Genomic DNA, 22,770 nt, shown 5'->3' on the forward strand with positions numbered 1-22,770 from the left:
TAAAGTATGGGGGGGGAGGGGGTACCCTCTACGCCAGCAGATACTTCAGCAGCGCCATCCGAATATAAAGCCCATTCTTGGCCTGCCGGAAGTAAGCCGCTCGCGCGTTGTCGTCCACCTCAGGCGAAATCTCATTCACCCGCGGCAACGCATGCATGATGATCGCCTCCGGCTTCAACCGATTCGCCATCGCCGCGTCGAGAATATACGCATCCTTCACGGATTCGTACTCCTCCGCCGAAGCGAACCGCTCCTTCTGCACTCGCGTGATGTAAAGCACATCGGCCTGTTCCAGCACCTCGCTGCCCAGCTTCTCGCTCTCGCGAAACGTCGCATGCTTCTCCAGCAAATACTCGCGATGCTTCAGCGGCAGTCGCAACTGCCAAGGCGAAATCAGGTCGAACTGCACATCCTTGTACAAACAAAGCAGAGGCAGCAGCGAGTGAATCGTCCGCCCATTCAGCAGGTCGCCAACCAGCGCCACGCGCAGCCCGCTCAAACGGCCCAGCTCTTTCTTGATCGTATAAACGTCAGTCAACGCCTGCGTCGGATGTTCGCCCACGCCATCGCCCGCATTGATGATCGGCACCGGCGAAATCCGCGCCGCTTCCGCAGCAGTTCCCTGTTCGAAGTGACGAATCGCGATCGCATCCGCATAACCGCTCACGATGCGCACAGTATCCGCAATCGTCTCGCCCTTGGTCGCAGATGAGCTCTCGCGCATATTCTCAGCCGTCAAGACACCGCCGCCGAGCTTCTGCATCGCCGCTTCAAAGGAAAACCGCGTTCTCGTGCTGGGCTCGTAAAACAACGTCGCCAGGATGCGTCCGCGCAACGGATCGGTCAGCGCTCGAAACTTGTCGTCGCGATCCATCGCATTCGCGCTCTCAAACAGTCCCAGCAGAAACTCGGGATCGTCGAACTGCCGCGCACTGATCACATGCTTCAACCTCTCCATCAGCGCGCTCCTGCACTTTGGAGATAGCTCTTCCCGCGAATGACTGTAGCCTTCACGCGTCCCGGAAACGTAAACCCTTCAAACGGAGACCACGCGCACTTCGTCCGCATCTCCTCCCGCTTCACCAGCCACGGAGACTTCAGATCCAGAATCGTCAACGACCCCACATAACCGGGAGCGATCACGCCAAACCCTTCACCCAGTTCCGCCGGAAGAAACTCCTTCACAAACCTGCCCGGATTGAACGCACAGACTCGCGCAATCTCCTGCGGGGTAAAGCGATGCTCCTGCATCAACCACGTCGCAAACGCACCGTAAGTATCCAGCAGCGGCACACCGCTAACGCCAGTCGCCTTCTCCTCCAGCGTGTGCGGAGCATGGTCCGTAGCAACATAATCGAGCAGACCGTTCCGCAGCGCCTCGATCAGCGCCAGCCTGTCCGCAGGTCCGCGCAACGGAGGATTCATCTGCAGCGCCAGCCGATTTTCATCCGTCAGCATCGAGTCGTCGAAGAACAGATGATGCGGCGTCACCTCAGCAGTCACCGTCACGCCGCGAGCCTTCGCTGCTGCGATCTTCGGCAGACCACCTTCCGTCGAGTAATGACACAACTTTCCCTGCAGCTCGTACTTCTCGATCAGGTACAGCGCAAACTCCGTTGCCGTGATCTCCGCGCGAGCCGGTCTTCGCTGCTCATGCGTCGGCTCGCCTTTGCTTTCGCGCAGAATCTCCGGGTCTTCGCAATGGAAGCTCACATTGCGTCCGCGATACTTCGCGATCTGTCCTTCCAGCTGCTCCTGCGAGGCGAAGAACAGGTCGCCGACCGAAGGCCCCATGAACGCTTTATACGGCACATGTCGAGTCAGCGGCTCCGTCTCCGGTCCAATGCCCGCGTACAGCGTCACATGCACCACTGACTTCGCAGTCAGTTTCTCCTTCTCTGCATACCGAGCATCGTCCACAGGCGCGACAGGATTGTTCGGCATGTCCGCAACCTGCGTCACACCGCCATGCAGCGCTGCGTTGCTGGTCGTCGTAAAGTCTTCCTTGTACATCTGCGATCCACCCGCGTCCTCGCGAGCGTGGATGTGAATGTCGCCGAACCCCGGAAAGATAATTGCATCGCCAACCTCGATGTCGCTCTTCCCCGTCTTCGGTCCAACAGACGTAATCAGCCCGGTCTCGTCGCTAATCTCGATAGCGCCTTCGAACACCCGATCGTGGTTCGCAATCAATCCCTCAACGCGCATGATGAACCTCGCTAGAGCCAGAAATGGCTGCGTTGATCTCGTCCCGCAGCTCTCGTGCAGCCTTCGCCGGATCGGCTGCAAACAAAATGCCGCGCGAGCTGCTGATCAACAAACCTTTGCCCTTGGCATCGAGTCCCGCAGCTACCACCGAAGCAGCGTCGCCGCCCTGCGCTCCAACACCAGGCACAAGAAACGGCACGTTCGGAGCTACCTCGCGGATACGGCGCATCTCCTCAGGATAGGTCGCTCCAACCACCAGCATGCAGTTGCCGTTTGCGTTCCACTCGTTGCTTACGCGCTCTGCGACCTGCTGCCAAAGCGGTTTGCCATCGCAGTTTAGATCTTGAAGTTCGCCAGCTCCGGGATTCGACGTCCTGCACAGAATGATCGACGCTTTGTCCGTGCGCTCGAGAAACGGCGCAAGCGCCTCGCGACCGAGATACGGATGCAGCGTGATCGAATCGAAGCCCATCTGGTCGAAGACCGACGCGACATAGCCGCGATTCGTGTTGCCAATGTCGGCGCGCTTGGCATCGCAGATTGTCACAATCTGTGGATGTTCGCTGCGCAGATACGCGATCGTATGCTCCAGTTCCTGCAGCCCTACGACACCGCGAGCTTCGAAAAACGCCGTGTTCGGCTTGTAGGCCGCGGTGAACTCGTGCGTCTGCTGAATGATCCATTTGCAGAACTCGAACAACGGCAGTTCCAGGCTGTGAAAGCGTTCAGGAATCCGATCCATCTTGGGGTCAAGCCCAACACACAACAGCGATTTCACAGCCTCGACGCGCGCCTCGAACTTCGCAATCACAGCGCTCACGCTGACACCTCAAACCCTTGTCGCTGCGCCCAGCCGTGCGGCTCCTGCAGCCAGTCCTGCACGGTCTTCGCTCCATCGACATCGATTGCGCCGCGCTCCAGCGCAACCGTCAGCACCGTCTCAAAGTCCGTTGCAGCATGCAGCCGCACTCCCGCCTTCTTGAAAGCTTCAGCTGCCTCGACAAAGCCGTAGCTGATGATCGCGAGGCAATCCTCGACGACTGCGCCTTCTTCACGCAGAGCCTCAACCGCAGCCAGGCTGCTGATACCGGTTGTTACCAGATCTTCTACCAACACGACGCGGAGGCCTTTGACATCGCCACCTTCAACCCGCTTCTTCGTGCCGTGCCCTTTGGCCTCTTTGCGGATGAACACGGAAGGCTTCTGCATCGCAAAGCCCAGCGCCGCGCTGTGCGGAATACCTGCAGCTTCGACTCCGCCAACAACGTCGAGCGCAATCGCATCGTCCGCGATCATCTGCTCAAAGCCACGAATCACCTTCGTCCACTCCGCCGGATGAAAGGGAAACCGCCGGTTGTCGCAGTACACGGGAGACTTGATCCCCGACTTGAACGTGATCGGCGCAGTCGGTTTGAAACCAACACCTTCAATGGCGATCAGCGCCTCTGCAATCTCTCGCTTCGCACTAGAGCTCATGTGCCTGCTCCTTTACTTCCCTGGCCAGCGTCGGCTTCCACATCGCACCCGTCGCGGACATCACCGCGTCCGCGCCAGCCCTGCGAAACCGATCAAAACCTGCTGCATCGGTAACTCCGCCCACACCAACGACTCGGTATTTCAGACTCAGCGACTCACGCAGCCGCACCAGCCGTTCCACCATCTCCACACCAGCCCACTGGATCGCATGACCGCAGACACCGCTGCTCAGACGACCTTCACCTGGCAGAGCTTGCTGACCCTGCTCGTCGACGACATTGGCTGAGACCGTGTTGATGGCAGAGATGCCATCAACAACGCTGCCGACTTCGCGCACAAACTGGCCCAGCCGTTCATCGTCACCGAAGTAGGCGATCTTCGTAACCAGCGGAATGTCGCCAAGCTCATTTTTGATGGCCTCGGCGATCTCGCGCGCTCGTGGAATATCGAAGCACAGCAGCGCAGCCGTTCCCTCATTAGGACAACTGAAGTTGACCTCGACGATCTTGACGCCGGTCTCTTTCAACAGTCGCGCACCGGTCACGTAGTCGGCGATGTACGCAGCGACACTACCCGTCTCCGACTTCGTGCCCTGATAGCTGCCGACGACGACTTGTCCGGGAGCAGCATACTTCACGACCGCGGCCATGTCCGGCTGCCAGAACTCGGGATCGTACGAAGGAACGCCAAAAGAATTCGTAATTGAGAGCGGCTCGGTGTAGTTTCCATCGGCGACGAGGGTTCGCCCCGTATGCAGGTCTCCGTCCACATGCACGGCCAGCACGTTCGGCCACGGATGGCTCGGATATTGACGGGTGCGCACCGTTTTATAGACGGGCAGATCGAAGCCCATATCGAGAGCGGCTTTGACGTATTTCCCATTGATCAGCGGGCCGGCAGGAATGCCGAACGGGGTATTCACCGGCTGGCCAAGGAAGCTGTGTTTTGGCGTTTCGGAAGAGGGAATACGGTGTGGGTCGGCGAAGAGGCCGAAGGGGCCGTGCTCGAAGTTGTCCTGGTACGACCGCAACGGGTCGTAGAAAGGCTCAGAGAGCATGTAGGGAAGCACCTGCTAGAAGCAAGTATATCTCACAGAGTCTGTTGGAAATCTGAACTCGACTCCGTTCCCACAGCGTCTAAACAGCTGATTGCAACGTAACGACAATATCGGAATTTTTATGACTTCTTTGCTTCTTTTATCGGAAGATGAAGGAAAGACACCGTTGGCTGGCACAACCAAGCGCCGGACCACACAATAGAAGGAACCACCGAACGACATTGCCACACTCAGCGACCCAACCTAGGAAGATGATGCTCAATCGACAGCAGCACCGAGACACCCGTGTAAGCCTCCTCCACCGCCTTACCCTCCCCTGCGCTTTTGCTGCACTCACGCTCAGCGGCTGCAAGGATAAGGCACCGAATCCAGCGGACGAGGCACCCGGAAATCCTCAGGTTGTGGAGACCGGCGGCAGCTCCAGCGTCACCGTGAAGAACCCCTCGCGCTTTTCGCTGACACAGTCTATAAGCCAACCGGTGGTCAGCTCGATCGACGTCACGGGTTCGGTGAACCCGGATGTCTCTCGCGAAATTCCCGTCCTCTCGCTGGCAAACGGCCGCGTGGTCGCGCTGCACGTAGGACTCGGTGACACGGTGCACAAGGGTCAGCTTGTGATGGAGGTCCAGAGCCCGGATGTCGCCACGGCCTTCAATGCGTACCTGAAGGCTGTCAACGATGAGCATCTCACCTCGGTAACGCTCACCCGCGATAAGCTGCTCTACGACAAGGGAGCTATCCCGAAGTCACAGCTCGAAGGAGCGCAGGATGGCGAGGACGATGCCCGTGCCGACCTCATCTCAGCCGAGCAGCAACTAAAGATTTATGGCGTCGACAAGAACCACCCTGGCGACAGCGTTAAGATTTACGCACCCGCTTCTGGCGTGATCATCGCGCAGAATGTCACAGCCGCAGGTGCTACCGGCATCACCTACGCGGGAAATACGGGCTCGCTCACGATCGCCGATCTCTCGCACGTGTGGGTCATCGTCGATGTGTACGAGAACGATCTGAAATCGGTTCATCTCGGACAGCACGCCGACATCCATCTGAACGCCTATCCAGGGAAGACCTACTCGGGAACGATCTCCGACATCGGCGCACAGCTCGATCCGAGCCTGCGCACGGCAAAGGTACGTATCCAGGTACAAAACCCGAACAATGAGCTACGCCTCGGCATGTTTGCTACGGCCACACTCTCGTCTTCGAAGGCTCAGGAACAGGTGGCCGTGCCCACAACCGCAATCCTGCAACTGCATGACCGCAGCTATGTCTTCGTCCCCGGCACCAGCACAGGCAACTTCCGTCGCGTCGAAGTCAAGACAGGCCGTTCGCTCGATAACAACATGGTGGAGATCCTCTCCGGTCTTGCCACCGGACAGCAGGTCGTCGCCAACGCCCTCAGCCTGCAGAACACGGCGGACCAGGAATGATCCGAAAGATCGTCGACATTGCTCTTAACAACCGCTTTATTGTTCTGCTGGCGGCAATTCTGCTCTTCGCCTGGGGCGCCATCTCGTTTCATAACCTTCCGGTAGAAGCGTATCCAGACGTAGCCAACAACTACGTCAACATCATCACGCAGTGGCCCGGCCGATCGGCCGAGGACGTCGAACAGCAGGTGACCGTGCCGCTGGAGATCGCCATGGCGGGTATCCCGCACATGACGCATCTGAGGTCTACCACCCTCGCGGGACTGTCCAGCGTCACCATGATCTTTGACGACGACAGCGTCAATGACTGGAACCGCGAAAAGGTGACCGAACGCCTCGGACAGGTCACGCTGCCCACAGGTCTGCAACCGCAGATGGGCACCGACTGGAGCCCGGTTGGACAGATCTACTGGTACACGCTGAAGAGCACGAACCCCCAGATCGACACGATGCAGTTGAAGAGCATCGAGGACTGGGTGCTCGAAAAGCAGTTCCGCAGCGTGCCCGGTGTCGTTGACGTGTCGAGCTTCGGCGGCGTCACACGCGAGTATCAAATCACCATTGACCCGGACAAGCTCATCTCCTACGGCCTGACTGTAGCGCAGGTGCAGCAGCAACTGGCGGCAAATAACGTCAACGCTGGCGGCAGCTTCATCGAACAGGGCCAGCAGCAGATCAACGTGCAGGAAGTGGGCCTCTTCACCAACGTGCATGACATCGAGCAGACGGTGTTGAAGGCTTCGAACGGCACCCCTCTGCGCGTCAGCGATATCGGCACAGTGCAGCAGGGCGCAAAGATTCGGCTTGGCCAGATCGGCAAGACGTGCCGAGAGTACACAGGCACATGCGAGCCTAGCGACAAAACAGATAAATCTACGGGCAAATCCATCAGCCGCAAGGATGGCAAGCTGATCGACGATCCCGATGCAGTCGAAGGTGTATTGCTGCTGCAGAAGGGCGAAAACTCCGACCAGGTCCTTGAAGGTATCCACGAAAAGGTCAAGGAGCTGAACGAGCACATCCTGCCTAAGGGAGTGGAGGTTGTTCCGTTCCTCGACCGCAGCGATCTGCTGCACTACACGACGCACACGGTGCTGCATAACCTCACCGAAGGCATCGTGCTGGTCGTCATTATCCTGTTCATCTTCCTCGGCAACTTCCGCGGAGCGTTGATCGTTTCACTTACGATCCCGTTCGCGCTGCTCTTTGCCTCGATCTGTCTCGACCTCCGACACATCCCGGCAAACCTGCTGTCCCTCGGCGCGCTGGACTTCGGCATGGTCGTAGATGGAGCGGTCGTGATGGTGGAAAACATCGTTCGCCATCTCAGCCATCAAAAGGACCCCAACAAGCCGGTCATCGAGCAGATCCGCGAATCCGTGCACGAAGTGCAACGTCCGGTCTTTTACGCCATCGCGATCATCATCACCACGTACCTGCCGATCTTCACGCTGCAGGCCGTGGAAGGCCGCCTGTTCAAGCCAATGGCCTGGACCGTCGCCTTCGCCCTCCTCGGCGCGCTGATCTTCTCGATGCTGGTAGCGCCAGCGCTGGCGAGCTTTGTGTTTCCCAAGGGCACCTCTGAGTGGGAAAACCCCGTCCTGCACTGGCTCACGACACGGTATCGCACCGCCGCACTTTGGGCGATCGATCACCGCGCGGTACCGCTTAGCGTGGCCGGAGCGCTCCTTGTACTCGCGGGTTACCTTGCCTTCAGCGGAGCCATCGGTTCCGAATTCCTGCCGCATCTTGATGAAGGCGCTATCTGGGTGCGCGGCTCGCTCGCTCCCAGCACCGGCCCAACTACCAGCCTCGATCTGGCGAACAAGACCCGCATCATTCTCGCGAGCTTCCCGGAGGTAACGCAGGTCGTCAGCCAAAACGGACGTCCCGACGACGGTACAGACACCACCGGCTTCTTCAACACCGAATACTTCGTCGACCTGAAGCCAAAGAACGAGTGGCGTCCAGTCTTCCACGAGAACAAGGACGAGCTGATCGCCGCGATGAACCGTGAACTCGAGAAGGAACCTGGCGTGATCTGGAACTTCTCGCAGCCCATCTCCGATAACGTCGAAGAGGCAGTCAGCGGCGTGAAGGGTGAGCTTGCAGTAAAGCTTTACGGCACCGACCTGAAGACGCTCGAAGCCAAAGGTGACGAGATCGTCGCAGCCATGAGCAAAGTCCCCGGCGTCGCCGATCTTGGGCTCTTTCGCGTCATCGGCCAGCCCAACCTGAATTACAGCATCGACCGCGTAGCGGCTGCCCGTTACGGCATTAACGTAGCAGACATCCAGAACGCGATCGAAGGCGCAGTAGGCGGCACCATCGGCGGTGGCCCTGTGACACAGGTGCTTGACGGCGAAGCGCGCTACGACGTCATGGCGCGCTACGAGAAGAAGTACCGCTCCACTCCCGACGCCATCGACAACATCCGGCTGTTGGCTCCATCCGGTGAGCGCGTCTCGCTGGCGCAACTTACCCACGTCAAGGTCGCCGACGGCGCGGAGGAGATCTACCGCGAAGAAGGTAGTCGCTTCGTCGCGATCAAATACAGCGTGCGCGATCGCGATCTAGGCAGCACTGTGGAAGACGCTATCCGCGCGGTAAATAAGAACGTGCAGCTGCCGCCTGGTTACAAGCTCAGCTGGGCCGGAGAGTACGAGAGTCAGAAGCGTAGCTCGCGCCGACTGATGCTCGTGCTGCCCATCACGATCCTCATCATCTTCCTGATCCTCTACGGCATGTTCAGCTCGGCCAAGTGGGCGACTCTGATTCTATGTAACGTCATCGTCGCCCCAGTAGGCGGTCTCGTTGCGCTCTGGATCACAGGCACACACTTCAGCGTCTCCTCCGGCGTCGGCTTCCTTGCACTCTTTGGTGTCTCCGTGCAGACCGGCATCATCATGCTGGAGTACATCAACCAGATGCGCGTCAACGGCCACGCCGTGAAAGACGCCGCCGTGGAAGGCGCCGTGCTGCGACTTCGCCCCATCATGATGACCATGCTCGTCGCGACGCTCGGCCTTCTGCCGGCAGCGACCTCGCACGGCATCGGTTCAGACTCGCAGCGTCCCTTCGCCATGGTCATCGTCGGCGGTCTTGTGGGCGCTCTTGTCATGAGCGTCTTCCTGCTGCCAACCCTCTACGTCTGGGTCGCGCGAAGCACCGATGTGCTACCGCAGCCCGATGCCGAGTTCGAGAACTGAGGCCCGGAACTATGCCCGCATTTGTACGACATCTTCGCTCTTCGCGCCTTGGAAACAAGCGCTATGCTCTGCTGGCGATTGCAGCCACTTTCGTATTGCAACTGCCACTCCACGCTCAGACCCCCGGAGGCAGCTCAAGCAGCACCGATCTCCCACCGGCGGACTACGCAAAATCCATCCAGATTCCCGATCCACGGAAGCCTCTGCCTGCAAAGTCCGGCGCGCTCACCCTGCAACAGGTTCTCGACGAGGCCCGCACCAAAAATCTCACGCTGCTCGCCGCCGAGCGTAACCTGCGCGCAGTCAAGGCCCAGGAAATTCAGGCAGGCGTTCGCCAGAATCCGAACCTCGGGTTCGCTGGCTCGGACGTAACGGAGCCTAGCTCCAGCAACAACCCTTACAGCTACTCCGTGCAGGTTTCGCGGCTCTTCGAGCGCGGCGACAAGCGCAAGTGGCGTCTCGAAGACGCACGCGCCACCACAGCGCAGACGCAGGCACAACTGGAAGACACGACACGGCAAACGGTGCTAGCCGTGAAGACAGCGTTTACCAACATGCTGATGGCGAAGGCCTCGCTGCAGCTTGCCAGCGATAGCCTGAAGGAGTTTCAGCATGAGGTGAAGATCGCGACGGATCGATATCAAGCGGGCGACCTATCGAAGATCGACTTCGAACGTCTCGACTTGCAGCTCGCCAGCTTCGAATCCGATGAGTCCAATAACATCGTCGCTCTGCGCCAGGCGAGTGATCAGCTCCAGACGCTCATGGGTATCGAAACTCCGAGCATGAGCTTCGACATCCTGGGCGATGTCGTCCCCCCGCTAGTGGCGCAGTCGCAGGCTGCGTTGCTGCAGACCGCAATCGATAAGCGTCCCGATTATGCTGCCGCGAAGTTCGGCATTGCTGCCGCAGAAGCGAACCAGAAGCTCGCGTACGCCAACGGCACCACGGATCCAACGCTCGAAGCCGAGTACGACCGATCCGGTACGGAGAACTCTGCAGGTTTTTCGGTCAACATTCCACTGCGCATCTTCGACCGCAACCAAGGCAACAAGAAGACTGCCGAGTTCCAGACAGAATCCTCAAAGTTTACTGCGGCTGCTGCACACAATCAGGTAGTTTCAGATGTCGACCAGGCCTGGGTGAACTACGAGCAGTCTAAACGGCTCTCCGATCGCTATACGCAGCATTATCTCGATGAAACTACCGACGTGCTGAGCATCGCCCAGTTCGCCTTCGAACACGGCGGCATCGCGCTGATCGACTACCTCGATGCAGTGCGCGACACACGCACCACGAACACTGCCGCTATCAGTGCTTACCAGCAGACCTGGATTGCCATCCATCAGCTGTCAGCCGCCTCGGCATCTGAGCTCATTCCGTAGAAAGCCCCCAACCGAATAAAGCCCTCTCATTGATGGCTTTGCGCGGTTGGGGTCTTTCCGTGAAAACGTTTGCATAAGTTGCCGTATGATGGTTGCAGAGATTTGACATCATGACTGGCTCGAACTCCCTCCCCCACCCTTCTGACGACCACCGCTTCCTCGCACCGGCGCGGGTAAACCTCCTCGGCGAACACACCGACTATACCGGCGGATTCGTGTTGCCGATGGCAATCCCTTTCTACAACCGCGCGACAGTCACCCCGGCAGAGAGCGGCTACAGCTTCAGCAGCGCACTGTTCGAAACCACCCGCGCGATCACTGCCGAGGACCGTTCGCCTCGCGCACGGAACTGGACGGATTATCCAGTCGGCGTACTGCGACAACTTCAGCAGCGCGGCATCGAACCACCCCCGTTCCACTTGCACCTCAGCGGCAATGTGCCCTTCGGTGCAGGCGTCAGTTCCTCCGCATCCGTTGAAATCGTCACCGCCTACGCTCTGCTGGCGTTCACAGGCACACGGCTAAAGCTCGAAGAGATCGCCGTCCTTTGCCGCGCTGCAGAGAATGAATATGTCGGTTCGCCATGCGGCATCATGGATCAGTTCTCCATCGCGGCGGCGAAAGCCGGACACGCTCTGCTGCTCAACACACGTACCCTGCACTATGAGCACCTGCCGATGAACCAGGGCGCACTTGCAGCTACTCAGATCGTCGTCTGCAACTCCATGGTCAAGCACTCCATCGCGTCCGGAGAGTACGGCATCCGCCACAAGCAGGTGATGGATGGCCAGGCAGCAATGCAGAGAAAGTTTGCTGGTCTCGCCGACCTCGGCGACGCCACATTACAGCAATTGGAACAGGCACGTGGAGAGATGTCGCATGAGTCCTACCTACGCTGCCGCCACATCGTCTCGGACAACGCCCGCGTGATGCTGGCGAAAGACGCGATGTTTGCGGGCGACCCCGTCTCTCTCGGCAGGCTCATGCTGGAAGGTCACGCCAGTGAACGAGATGACTTCGCCTGTAGCTGTGACGAGGTGGACTTCCTGGTCGATACCGCAGCATCTCTCCCCGGCTGCTTCGGTGCCCGGCTCACCGGCGGCGGCTTCGGCGGCTGCACGGTGAACTTAGTCGATCGCAATCAGAGCGAGGCCTTCTCAGCAGCTCTGCGCAAGGCGTATCAGGAGAAATACGATATCGCAGCCGATGTGTTTGTTTGCGATGCGGTCGACGGGGCCGAGATTCGCAACTCTACGGAGCAGGTTTAGCTAATGAACGATACCTTTTTACAATCGCCGCACCGTCGCTGGAACGCGCTCAAGCGCGAGTGGGTGCTTGTCTCTCCGCATCGCACGCAGCGTCCGTGGCAGGGCCAGACCGAAGAGACCGCGAAACCCACGACTGCGCAGTATGATCCGACCTGCTATCTTTGCCCCGGCAACACCCGCGCCGGTGGACACATCACTCCGGACTATAGCGGCACCTTCGTCTTCGAAAACGACTACGCAGCTCTAAAGCCCGATGTGACGCCCGCAACCTTCGACCTGGCGAGTGCCGGTCTTCTGCGCGCAGAGACCGAACGTGGCATCTGCCGTGTCGTTTGCTTCGATCCTCGCCACGACCTCACACTCGCCACCATGGAACTGCCCGCGATCCGCCGCGTCGTCGCAACCTGGGCGGAACAGGCCGCCGAACTTGGAGCCGATCCAAAGATCCAGTACGTGCAGATCTTCGAGAACCGTGGTGCCATGATGGGCGCGAGCAATCCGCACCCCCATGGACAGATCTGGGCTACCGAGCATATCCCGAATGAGCCCGCGCTCGAACTCGCCTCGCAACTGGAATACTTCGCGGCGCACGAATCGCCACTACTTTCTGACTATCTCTCGCTCGAGCTGAAGCAAGCCGAACGCATCGTCGCAGAAAACAATACCTGGGTCGCCCTTGTACCTTTCTGGGCCGTGTGGCCGTTCGAACTGATGCTGCTGCCGAAACAATACGTATCCTCCATCGATACGCTCAGCGAAGAGCAACGCGAAGGCCTGGCCGCTATGTTGCAACAGGTTGCCGCTGGCTACAATCGCGTCTTCGATACGCCGTTTCCGTATTCCATGGGTCTGCACTCCGCACCCACCGATGGCGAACCACATCCCGAGTGGCTTATGCATCTGCACTTCTATCCGCCGCTGCTGCGGTCCGCTACGGTGCGCAAGTTTATGGTCGGCTTCGAGCTACTGGGTTCACCGCAGCGCGACATCACACCGGAATCCGCAGCCGACACGCTGCGCAAGGTTATGGCACAGTCTTAGGAGAGAAGATGAACGTCCTTATCACCGGCGGCGCCGGATATGTCGGTGGCACCGTAGCCACCATCCTGATGCAGGCAGGCCACAAGGTTACCGTGCTCGATAACCTCTGCCACTCCAAGCGCAACGAGGTTCCAGCAGGTGCCGAATTCGTAGAACTCGACATTGCCGACCGCCCTAACGTGGAGTCGCTTCTCCGCGAGTTGAAGCCCGATGGCGTCTTCCACTTCGCGGCGCTCATCGAAGCCGGCGAGTCGATGCAGAAGCCCGAGATTTATTTCCGCAACAACACCGCTTACACGCTCGCGCTACTTGAGGCCATGCACGCGACCGGGACCAATAATCTTGTCTTCTCTTCCACCGCAGCTGTCTACGGCGAACCGAAGTCCACGCCCATTCCTGAGACCGCCGACCTCGCCCCGACCAACGCCTACGGCGAATCCAAGCTCCTCGTCGAGCACATGCTGCGCTGGTTCCATCGCATCCACGGTCTGCGCTATGCCGCTCTGCGCTACTTCAACGTGGCTGGCTCGCTGCCGGGTCGCGGTGAAGCGCACGAACCGGAGTCGCACCTCATCCCGCTCATCCTTGATGTGGCCCTCGGCCGCCGCGACAAGATCTTTATGTACGGCGACGACTACGACACACCCGACGGCACCTGCATCCGCGACTACATCCACGTCGCCGATCTTGCGGACGCTCACATCCTCGCATTGAAGGGCCTTGAAAAGACGCCGCAGATGATCTACAACCTCGGCAACGGCAGCGGCTTCTCAGTGAAGGAAGTAATCGAAGGCGCGCGCCGCATCACGGGCCACGCTATCCCCGCGGAGATCAAGCCACGACGTGCTGGCGATCCGGCCAGGCTTGTCGCCAGCTCGGAACTCGCCAAGGCCAACCTCGGCTGGCAGCCCAAGTTCTCCGACATCGACAGCATCCTTCAAAGCGCTTGGGACTGGCAACAGATTCGCTACCAGCAGCGCTAAGCTTCTGGCTCCGCCATCATCAAAATCAACAGGACGACGCCTTCGCAAGTGAACATGCGAAACGCGGCGTCCTGCCCGTTCCACAGCTTCGATTGCCACATCAGAAACCACTCCGCGCCAACTGACAGAAACGCCACAAACCAAAGCAGCATTCCTGCGGTAAGCGCTGCGATACCCAATCGCTTGGCTCGCTGGAATTCAGCAGCAGGAACATGCAATGCACGAAACAGCGCCACCGAACCCCACCAGCACAGCACCGCGTTGAGCGTCTCCCACACGATGATGCTCACATAGAACGCCACGTGCACCGCTGGAGCTGAGATCGCGCGCCACATCCCCTGGTTGCCAGGAAACGTCGAGTCCATCATCAGCACATGCCGCACAAACTGGTAGTTCGAGTTGAAATCGGTGATGTTGTTGAATGCGACCAGCGTGAAGAAGAACGCCATCGCAGCCAGCAACAAGACTTTGGCTAAACGCGCCATGCTCATGAAGAGCTCCTTATCCGGTGAGGTGTTCTCCATGCTATCGCAACTCTGTTCGCGACTATGCGCCGTGCTACAGTATCTCCATTCCAATGAATAGCCCTGCACCGATCAACGATCCTTACGCAGCCCTACAGCAGCTTGGGCTCAAGCTTCCTCTGCCTCCCGCGCCCGGTGGAAACTATATGTCTGCAAAGACCAGTTCCGGCATCGTCTATCTCGCAGGAGTCATCTCGCAAACTCCAGATGGTCTGTTGACCGGTACAGTCGGCCTTGACCGCACCATGGAAGAAGGCTATGACGCAGCCCGCAGCTGTGCGCTGTTGCAGCTTGCGGTGCTCGAACAGCACCTGGGCTCACTCACGAAGATTCGCAGCATCCTCACCGTCAACGGCTATGTGAACTCTGTTCCCGGCTTCGCGGATTCGCCCAAGGTCATCAACGGCGCCTCTGATCTCCTACTTGCCGTCTTTGGCGAGCCGGGCCGTCATGTGCGCGCAGCCATCGGGGTCAGCGGTCTGCCTCGGCATGCGATTGTCGAGCTGCAGATGACGGTGGAGATCTAACCATGGCTGAACATCAACTCTCAGCAGCACCCACGCACTCTCGCTGGAACGCCGACCTGCCGGCGCGTCTGATCATAGCCCCCGGCGACACCGTTCACTTCGAATGCGTGGACTCCAGTGGAGCGCAGGTGCATCCCGGCATGACCGTCAAAGAGTTCCAGGAGATCGACCGCGGTCTCATTCATGCGCTTACTGGACCCATAGCTATCGATGGTTCAATGCCGGGCGACGTGCTGCAGATCGATGTGCTCAACGTGCAGCACAAGGGTTGGGGCTGGTCCAGCGTCATCCCGGGGCTGGGCTTTCTCATGCAGCGCTTCGCTGATCCTTTTCTATTTCACTGGAGTCTCGAGGCAGAGTTCTCGTACTCGCTCGCGCCTGCCGCATTGCCGCTGCGGCCCTTCTGCGGCATCATGGGCGTCGCTCCCGCCGAACGTGGCGAGTTCCGCACACGGCCGCCAGGCATCTTTGGCGGCAATATGGACGTGCGCGAACTCGCCACCGGCTCCACGCTCTACCTGCCCGTACAGCAGCAGGGTGCGCTGTTCTCCTGTGGCGACGCCCACGCAGCGCAGGGCGATGGCGAAGTCTGCATCAACGGCATCGAATGCCCCGCAGATGTCTCTCTACGTTTCAAGCTTCACAAGCAGCAACCGCTATCCGCACCTCTTATCGAATCAGCACCTTCGGACGAGTCCGGCCCCACCTGGCTCGTCGTTGAATCGCACACAGATACCCTCACCGCCGCCCTCAACGCCACCGATCGCATGGTCGACCTGCTAGTCTCACGCTGGGGTTTTGAGCCCGTCTATGCCTACCTACTGTGCAGCGTAGCCATGAAGCTGCAGATTAGCCAGGTGGTCAATGAGCCGATGATCACGGTCTCCGCAGCGATCGCAAAAAGCATCCTGCCAGCACGGACGCTCTTTCCTGTTCAAGGCCTCGCATGATCATCAACGATCCAGACACCGTCGCCGAATTGCAGCAACTCTATCCACGTTACGAAGACGCGCTCGTTAACAACGACGTGGAAGTACTCACCGCGATGTTCTGGTCGTCGACCCACGCGATTCGCCTTGGCGCAGGTGAGAACCTCTACGGCGTCGATGAAATTGAAGCCTTTCGCAAATCACGCCCCTCCGTGGGCTTAGCACGTCGCACCATTAGGCTTGAAATTGTCACCTTCGACACCGACTTCGGCAGCATCACGCTGGAGTTCGAGCGAGATACGCCTAATGGCATCGTGCGTGGACGCCAGAGTCAGGTGTGGGTGCGGCTCGATGAAGGTTGGCGCGTTGTCTCCGCGCATGTCTCCATCTTGCCAGCGCCTAAGACGTAACAGAGACATCGAGCTCTTCATACTTCGCCGCGTCGAGCGCAGCCTTTAGCTCTTCGTTGCTCGCAAAGCTCTTGCTCGGCACATACCGCGCCCGCAGCTTGAAGACGATCTTCTGCTCTGCGAACGGATAGGGCGTCAAACGAAAGCTCCGCTCTCCAACGCGCTCCACTTTCACCTCGCTCGCGCCACCACTCTTCAGCGGAAGAGCGTGCAGAAGATTCGCATCACCATCAAAATCGACACAGCTAAGCAGTGAGAGATTGTCGCAGGCCTGCAGTAGCTGAAAGTGCTTGTCCAGCGACTCCAGCGTCAAGTGGTCCGCGTCCATCTCGCCATCTTCCAGCAGCCGTTCGCGGAGCGCGCGCTGTAGCGTCTTCTGCTCCACCAGAAACTCATCGAGGAAGGGCAGATCCTCCGTTCGAATGGTACTGCGGTCCGCTCGCTCCGAGAGCAAATTATAGGTATGCATCGAAATCAGAATCGCAGCATATGGCTCTTCCTGCGCGATCAGTTGTACAGCTTCTCGCCGCACTTTGAGATAAGCAGCAAGATCGATCTCCTCAAACGCGGAATACTTCCCGACCAACTCCGATGAAAACGCCGCAGGTTTGCCCGCCTTCGTCACCATCGGCATCGCATCCCGCCCGCGCCAACCATCGTCATGCCTATAGATCGCACGCAGTACGCGCTCCCAAGGCTCTGGCGCTGCAAAGAAAGCATTGCCCCAATGCGAGGCGAACTCGCCCGCAAGGTGCGCGTGGTCCGGATGCGTCACCAGCCACCAGCCGTCACTCGTCTCGAATCTCAGCACGCAATTTTCTCCACTCTTAACCTGACTTCTATTGGGTCTCTCTTAGCTGAACAGACACGTTTCAGACCGACAAATCATGCCGATTCATGCCACTTGTGCAGCATGAGCCATTCGAAGAACATCACAGTGAACAGCATTGAAAACCCCAACGCAGTCGCCGCGATCACATACGCAAACAACAGATCAATCTGTGCCTGCGTCTGCGCGTACAGTATCGAGTATCCGATTCCCCCATGCCCAACCTGACCGGATCCAGCAAAGAGTTCTCCGGTGATAGCGCCGATCACGGCGATTCCGCTGGCAATGCGCGCGCCCAAAAAGAAATGCGGCAACGCATGAGGCAATCGCAACCGTCGCACGATCTGTCCCTGGCTCGCGTTGTGCATCAGGAAAAGTTGCACCAGGTTCTCATCCACGCTCACCAACCCCTGCGTGGTATTCGCAATGATCGGTGCCAGACAGATGATGAATGAGATCACTCCAACCGACAGCATCCCTGGCCCAAACCATACGATAATCAACGGTGCCACCGCTACGATCGGCACCGTCTGCAGCATCACGGTGTAGGGGAATACAAGTTTTCTCACCCAATCCAACCGAGCAAAGATCAATGCGATTAAGACACCCACAACGATGCTTGCGATAAGGCCACCGACGGCCGCCTCGGCAGAGACAACCGTCGCCGACCAGAGATCCGGTAGGTGCAGCAGGATTGCCCTTCCCACAGACATAGGTGTGGGCAACATGAAAGGCGCGATTCCGAATGCCAGGATCGCCAAACGCCAAAGCAGCAGAGCGCAAGCAAACACAGCAAGGCTCGCTGCGGCAAAGATACCCTTGCTCTTCATACGCGGTGCGCCTCCCTCAACAACTTCGACGTACGATTCACCAGCACATCGAACTCTTCGCTCTCACGCATCTCCGCAGTTCTTGGGAACGGGAGATCGACCACGATGTCGTGCGCAATTCGACCTGGATGAGGAGCCAGCACGATGATCCGCGACGACAGAAATACCGCCTCCGCAACCGAGTGCGTCACAAACACAACCGTCCAGTTTTGTTCTTGCCGTAATCGAAGCAGCTCTTCATTCATACGATCGCGCGTCATTTCATCGAGTGCCGCGAACGGCTCATCCATCAACAGCAGTCGAGGTCTCGTCGCCAATGCTCGCGCGATCGACACACGCATCTTCATGCCGCCAGACAGCTGCCGCGGATAGCTTTTGCCTACTTTCGACAGCCCCACCAGCTCAAGCAGCTTCTGAACAGTCGTCGCAGTCTCTTCGCGTGTGCGCCCTTCAAGTTCCAACGATAGCGCTACATTTCGCTCCACCGTGCGCCACGGCAGCAGAGTTGCATCTTGAAACACGAACGACACCAGCTGCCGTGCATTCTTCGGCAGTATCCCGTTCACTGCGATTTCGCCATCCGAGGGCAACGAGAGGCCGGCGACCAGCTTGAGCAGTGTCGACTTCCCGCAGCCTGAGGGCCCGATGATGGAGACAAACTCCCCGCGCTCAATCGATAGATCGACTCCCTGAAGCACCGGCACCTCATCCGTAGAAAAGCGTTTGCTCACGCCCGTCAGAAGCACTTCAGGCACACTTGTCATGAGATCACCGGCAAGACTAGCGCAGAAGGTCGCGCCATGTCGTGGAACACCATATGCGTCGAACGTCCCCAGTTCCAGGGCGTCATCTCTTTCGGCTTCGTCGCATTGGACGGATTGCGATCGTAGAGTGGGAACGCGGAGCCCGCTACTTCCAGACGAATCTTTTCTCCCGCGGCAAACACCGTCGATGTAGGTTCCAGCGAGAACTCCCAGAGCTGAGTTGTCTCCGCCTTATAGGCATCGCCAAACAAGAGCGCCGATCTTGCAATGCCAATGCACACAAACTCCGCTCGGCCACTCGGCAAAACACGCACCAGCTTCGCAACAAGATCTGCCTGGCTCGCTGAAGTTGCAACATAAATACGCACAGCAGGCGCGCCAAAGACATGAGTCGCTTCACTTAGAGACTCGCTGGTATACACCAGCAGGTTATTGCCCATCTCCAGCGCCGCCTGATCGGTCGGCCCGCTCACTCCCATCGGACCACCAGGAGACATCACCGGGACTTCCGGGTCGTAGCTGAAGATATCTGCCGACTCCTTTTCCGGGCTTTTCAAGCTCAAAAACCCGTCGCCTTTGCGCGATTCTGCTCGGCCTCCGCTATGCAGATACAGCGTCTCCCTCGCCGAACCTTCCCAATCATCCGCAGTCATCCACTGGTTCACACCCATAGCGAAGTGCCGCACCTTCGGCTCATCAGTGAACGTGCCTGCATCCTTCAGCCAATGATCGAACCAGCTCAGCAGAAACTCATCGGTGTTCAACAACGCTCCGGCACCAAGATCGCTCTCACCAACACGATCACCCCAGGGAATATGCACCCATGGACCGGCCAGCAAATACTGGTGTTCTTTTGACTGAGCCTCTCGCCGCAGCAGCTCGAACCCGCGCACACTGCCTTCGAGATACGTGTCATACCAACCCGAAACATGCAACGCAGGTACCGCGATCTTCGCAGCCCGCTTGCTCACATCCATCCCACTCCAGTAGTCGCAAGGCGTATCATGCGCAAACCAGTCGCGCACATACGAAGGAAGTTCCGGATCCACGATCGCAGGATGCTCCCCATACGGCATATACCCAGTCTGCGCTCGCAGATTAGCCCATGCTGCACCGAGCCGCTCACGAGCCTGATGCAGACCACGACGAACCGCATCTTCCTTCAGCATCTGCAGGCCCCACCCCTGCGAAGACGCCAGCCGCAACGCGCCGTTGTGATAAAACCACCCTGCATAAAAATCGCATGCGGTCATTGCTGGGGCGATACACTGCAGACCTTCCGGCTGCTCTGCCGCAGCTAACAATTGCGCAGCCCCCTGGTAAGAAAACCCATACATGCCCACACGGCCATTAGATTCTGGCCTCGTCCGCAGCCACGCAATCGTCTCCGCACCATCGCGGCCTTCGTTGCGGAACGGATAAAACTCGCCTTCCGATCCACCACGCCCACGCACGTCCTGAATCACAACGTTGTAACCGCGCCGCGCAAACCACACCGGATGCGCATACACCACTGTTGACGCGATATCGCGCCCATACGGCTGACGCAACAACAACGTAGGCCACGGCCCGTCCCCCGCAGGATAGTAGTGGTCCGAACGTAACACCGTACCATCCGACAATCGCCACGGAACGCCGCGCTCCAGCTTCACTCCGTCGCCAACATCTACCAACCGCTCCGCCATCTCGACCCCTAAGGCTTGTAATGGTTCTCATACTCATAAGCCGCCATCAACGCAGCGGCGGCTTTCTCGGCGCACGCCGCGATCCAGCGCTCACCGTTATGCGCAGTCGCAGCCGTCGGGTCACCCAATACACCGCTCGGCGCGATATCGCGCGTCAACCATGCAAAGTTCACTGCGCCATTCTCCGGCGAAAGCACATTCGCATCCTCGACATGCGCAATGTAGTTGCTGGTATAAGCGTTCGTGTCCACCAGCTCAGGAGTTGCCGCCAGCAGCCACGCCGTTTCGACTTCACCTGCATGAAAGCCATACTTGGCCTCCTGCGGAGCTATACCCTCCAGCTTCGCGCCAGCGCCGCCACTCATATGAAACGTGCGCAGGCCAAACTCCGCGCGCAGGTCGCGAGCCATCACATCATTAAGCGAAGTATTCCCGCCATGCGTGTTGTACAGCACCAGTTTTTTGATCCCCGCCGCCGCAACGCTCGCTCCGATGTCACGGAGCACGGCCATGTACGTCGAGGCCGACAGTGTCATCGTGCCTGGAAACCCAAGGTGCTCATTACTCTTGCCGTAGCACACCGACTCCAGCGCGTAGATATGTACGTCCGCAGGCAGCAGTTGCAACGCCCGTCCAAGCAAAAGATTACCGATCAATGTATCGGTCGCCAGCGGCAGATGATGGCCGTGCTGTTCAATCGCAGCGGTCGGCAGTACCAGCATCGTCTTGTCTTTCGGCAGCGCTTCCACCTGCTTCCAGTTAAGGTAAGCGAACTTCCGCGAGTCAGGAATCCAGGTCTTCATATCGATTGCGCCTCCTGGGTTTCACGCTTCACAAAGCTCGCCATCTTGCCCGGATTCATGAGTCCTTTGGCGTCGTACTTGTACTTCGCCATTAGCTGTACATTGTCCTCACGATACCGCCCGCCACCTTCGACATGGTTTACATGTGGATTCGCAACACCCACACCGATCTCACGGCAGTACGCAATCATCTCGTTCAGCCGCTCCTCCGTGCTGAATCGCACGACTGGAATCGCCGCGGGAAATACCACGCTTTCTCCGTTCTTCATCCACTCGATGTGCAGCAGAAAGTCTTCCCCATATTTCGACTTCAGCAGTCCAAACTGCTCCCGTGCCGTATTTGTATGGAAGCCGCACTGCAGATACGTGTACTCCGCATCCGCCTTCATCGCCCAGAGTGTCGTGTGGTTCCACGTATAGTCTGAAAGCAACGGCTGCGTCTTCAAACCTTCATACGGTTCAGCAAGTGTCACGGTCGCGCCGGCCTTCACGGCTGCCTTCTGCAACGCCTCGCGTTGCACCTCGGCAATCAGCAGAAATACCTGCGCCTCGCCTTCGCGAGCCAGCTGTTTCACCGGAGCGAAGAACTTTGGCAGCGGCCACTCGAAGACCGTCACCAGCCGCTTGTCCCACTCGCTGCTCTTCGCAATCTGCTCACTGAAATCAAAGGCTGCATCGAAGCTCTTGAACGTGAGCGCCACCTGCGCCCACGCGATAGCGGGAGTCAGCGTAAACCAAATCTTGGTGATCACACCATTCGTCCCCCACGAATGCAGAATCTCATGGACGGCCTTGCTCTCATGCTTCACCACGCGAGGTTCCGCCTCCATCGTGACCACCTCGATCGCGCGGACCGTTTCAAAGTCGCGCAGACCGCCATGCTTCACCGAGCCCACACCACCTGATCCGCCACCAAGGAAACCGCCCAGCGAGGCCTTCGCAACCGTTGAGGGATAACAGCGCAGCTCCCAGCCCTGCTCTCGCGCTGTCGTCTCCAGCACGCCCAGCTTTACACCCGGCTCGCACACCGCGACACCATCTTCTTCGATTGACTCGATCCGGTCCAGGCGCTGCAGATCGAGCACCACGCCTCCGTTCAACGGAATCGCCTGCCCGTAGTTGCCTGTACCCGCGCCCCGCACCGTGACCGGAACACCCTGTGCATAGCAGTAGCGCATTACCGCACAAATCTCATGCACGCTCACGGGCTGCACCACAACATCGGCGCGCTTGTCATCCAGCAGTGGCTTCAATATCGGCGAATACCAATAAAAATCCCGAGATAGGCGCTCCAATACCTGCGGCTGCGTCAGCACCCGCGACGCATCGCCTAATATCTGTCCCAGTCCTGCTGCTAGATCGCTCATCGAAACTCCTGCGCAAACACGCACTCGGTGCAGCCTTAAGCC

At 58.7% G+C, this 22,770-nt stretch carries 21 protein-coding genes; 9 read left to right on the forward strand and 12 right to left on the reverse strand.

Going from position 1 to position 22,770, the window contains the following annotated elements:
- Nucleotides 1-28: 28 nt before the first annotated feature.
- Genes pyrB through OHL14_RS06935 form a run of 5 tightly spaced genes read right to left on the reverse strand, consistent with a single transcriptional unit; the run spans nucleotide 29 to nucleotide 4,741 of the window.
- Nucleotides 29-958: an aspartate carbamoyltransferase gene (pyrB, locus tag OHL14_RS06915; protein WP_263378600.1), complete on the reverse strand. Its 930-nt coding sequence runs from the start codon at nucleotides 956-958 to the stop codon at nucleotides 29-31.
- On the reverse strand, nucleotides 958-2,208 hold the full coding sequence (locus OHL14_RS06920) for an amidohydrolase family protein (RefSeq protein ID WP_263378601.1): 1,251 nt from the start codon (nucleotides 2,206-2,208) through the stop codon (nucleotides 958-960). Before OHL14_RS06920 ends, pyrB begins: the two co-directional genes overlap by 1 nt.
- Nucleotides 2,198-3,028, reverse strand: coding sequence for an orotidine-5'-phosphate decarboxylase (gene pyrF, locus OHL14_RS06925; RefSeq protein WP_263378602.1), 831 nt, complete (start codon nucleotides 3,026-3,028; stop codon nucleotides 2,198-2,200). Before pyrF ends, OHL14_RS06920 begins: the two co-directional genes overlap by 11 nt.
- A complete protein-coding gene (gene pyrE, locus OHL14_RS06930; protein WP_263378603.1) occupies nucleotides 3,025-3,684 on the reverse strand; it encodes an orotate phosphoribosyltransferase in 660 nt (219 codons plus the stop codon). The genes pyrF and pyrE overlap by 4 nt, the downstream gene beginning before the upstream one ends.
- Entirely contained in the window at nucleotides 3,674-4,741 is a 1,068-nt protein-coding gene (locus tag OHL14_RS06935; RefSeq protein ID WP_263378604.1) for a beta/alpha barrel domain-containing protein, read from the reverse strand. Before OHL14_RS06935 ends, pyrE begins: the two co-directional genes overlap by 11 nt.
- A 251-nt stretch (nucleotides 4,742-4,992) precedes the next feature.
- Here OHL14_RS06935 and OHL14_RS06940 point away from each other — a divergent pair, with 251 nt between their 5' ends.
- From OHL14_RS06940 to galE, 6 genes are all read left to right on the forward strand, one after another.
- Nucleotides 4,993-6,174, forward strand: coding sequence for an efflux RND transporter periplasmic adaptor subunit (locus tag OHL14_RS06940; protein WP_263378605.1), 1,182 nt, complete (start codon nucleotides 4,993-4,995; stop codon nucleotides 6,172-6,174).
- Nucleotides 6,171-9,383, forward strand: a complete 3,213-nt coding sequence (locus tag OHL14_RS06945) for an efflux RND transporter permease subunit (RefSeq protein WP_263378606.1) — start codon at nucleotides 6,171-6,173, stop codon at nucleotides 9,381-9,383. Before OHL14_RS06940 ends, OHL14_RS06945 begins: the two co-directional genes overlap by 4 nt.
- Nucleotides 9,384-9,394: 11 nt before the next feature.
- Entirely contained in the window at nucleotides 9,395-10,768 is a 1,374-nt protein-coding gene (locus tag OHL14_RS06950; protein ID WP_263378607.1) for a TolC family protein, read from the forward strand.
- Between the two features lie 110 nt (nucleotides 10,769-10,878).
- The gene (gene galK, locus OHL14_RS06955) at nucleotides 10,879-12,036 is read left to right on the forward strand and encodes a galactokinase (protein ID WP_263378608.1); all 1,158 of its coding nucleotides are present in this window, start codon (nucleotides 10,879-10,881) and stop codon (nucleotides 12,034-12,036) included.
- 3 nt (nucleotides 12,037-12,039) lie between these two features.
- Complete coding sequence (locus OHL14_RS06960) at nucleotides 12,040-13,077, forward strand: UDP-glucose--hexose-1-phosphate uridylyltransferase (RefSeq protein ID WP_263378609.1); 1,038 nt, start codon at nucleotides 12,040-12,042, stop codon at nucleotides 13,075-13,077.
- A gap of 8 nt (nucleotides 13,078-13,085) precedes the next feature.
- Entirely contained in the window at nucleotides 13,086-14,060 is a 975-nt protein-coding gene (galE, locus tag OHL14_RS06965; RefSeq protein ID WP_263378610.1) for a UDP-glucose 4-epimerase GalE, read from the forward strand.
- Here galE and OHL14_RS06970 read toward each other — a convergent pair.
- Nucleotides 14,057-14,551 (reverse strand): DUF2165 family protein, encoded by a 495-nt coding sequence (locus tag OHL14_RS06970; RefSeq protein ID WP_263378611.1) that lies wholly within the window; start codon nucleotides 14,549-14,551, stop codon nucleotides 14,057-14,059. The genes galE and OHL14_RS06970 overlap by 4 nt on opposite strands.
- 86 nt (nucleotides 14,552-14,637) lie before the next feature.
- Between OHL14_RS06970 and OHL14_RS06975 the strand changes: the two genes are divergently transcribed.
- Genes OHL14_RS06975 through hpxZ form a run of 3 tightly spaced genes read left to right on the forward strand, consistent with a single transcriptional unit; the run spans nucleotide 14,638 to nucleotide 16,450 of the window.
- On the forward strand, nucleotides 14,638-15,111 hold the full coding sequence (locus OHL14_RS06975; RefSeq protein WP_263378612.1) for a RidA family protein: 474 nt from the start codon (nucleotides 14,638-14,640) through the stop codon (nucleotides 15,109-15,111).
- Nucleotides 15,112-15,113: 2 nt separating this feature from the next.
- On the forward strand, nucleotides 15,114-16,061 hold the full coding sequence (locus OHL14_RS06980; protein WP_263378613.1) for an acetamidase/formamidase family protein: 948 nt from the start codon (nucleotides 15,114-15,116) through the stop codon (nucleotides 16,059-16,061).
- Nucleotides 16,058-16,450 (forward strand): oxalurate catabolism protein HpxZ, encoded by a 393-nt coding sequence (gene hpxZ / locus OHL14_RS06985; protein ID WP_263378614.1) that lies wholly within the window; start codon nucleotides 16,058-16,060, stop codon nucleotides 16,448-16,450. Before OHL14_RS06980 ends, hpxZ begins: the two co-directional genes overlap by 4 nt.
- On the opposite strand, the gene OHL14_RS06990 is transcribed toward hpxZ, so the two are convergent.
- From OHL14_RS06990 to OHL14_RS07015, 6 genes are all read right to left on the reverse strand, one after another.
- Nucleotides 16,440-17,261 carry a DUF3891 family protein gene (locus OHL14_RS06990; RefSeq protein WP_263378615.1) on the reverse strand — a complete coding sequence of 274 codons (822 nt, stop codon included), beginning with the start codon at nucleotides 17,259-17,261 and terminating at the stop codon, nucleotides 16,440-16,442. The two genes, hpxZ and OHL14_RS06990, sit on opposite strands and share 11 nt — an antisense overlap.
- 74 nt (nucleotides 17,262-17,335) lie before the next feature.
- Complete coding sequence (locus OHL14_RS06995; RefSeq protein WP_263378616.1) at nucleotides 17,336-18,109, reverse strand: ABC transporter permease; 774 nt, start codon at nucleotides 18,107-18,109, stop codon at nucleotides 17,336-17,338.
- Nucleotides 18,106-18,864 carry an ABC transporter ATP-binding protein gene (locus OHL14_RS07000; RefSeq protein WP_263378617.1) on the reverse strand — a complete coding sequence of 253 codons (759 nt, stop codon included), beginning with the start codon at nucleotides 18,862-18,864 and terminating at the stop codon, nucleotides 18,106-18,108. Before OHL14_RS07000 ends, OHL14_RS06995 begins: the two co-directional genes overlap by 4 nt.
- 5 nt (nucleotides 18,865-18,869) lie before the next feature.
- Entirely contained in the window at nucleotides 18,870-20,558 is a 1,689-nt protein-coding gene (locus tag OHL14_RS07005) for a CocE/NonD family hydrolase (protein WP_263378618.1), read from the reverse strand.
- A gap of 8 nt (nucleotides 20,559-20,566) precedes the next feature.
- Complete coding sequence (locus OHL14_RS07010) at nucleotides 20,567-21,361, reverse strand: creatininase family protein (protein WP_263378619.1); 795 nt, start codon at nucleotides 21,359-21,361, stop codon at nucleotides 20,567-20,569.
- A complete protein-coding gene (locus OHL14_RS07015; RefSeq protein WP_263378620.1) occupies nucleotides 21,358-22,728 on the reverse strand; it encodes an FAD-binding oxidoreductase in 1,371 nt (456 codons plus the stop codon). Before OHL14_RS07015 ends, OHL14_RS07010 begins: the two co-directional genes overlap by 4 nt.
- Nucleotides 22,729-22,770 lie beyond the last annotated feature (42 nt).

This window comes from Granulicella paludicola (assembly GCF_025685545.1).
Classification (GTDB): domain Bacteria; phylum Acidobacteriota; class Terriglobia; order Terriglobales; family Acidobacteriaceae; genus Granulicella; species Granulicella paludicola.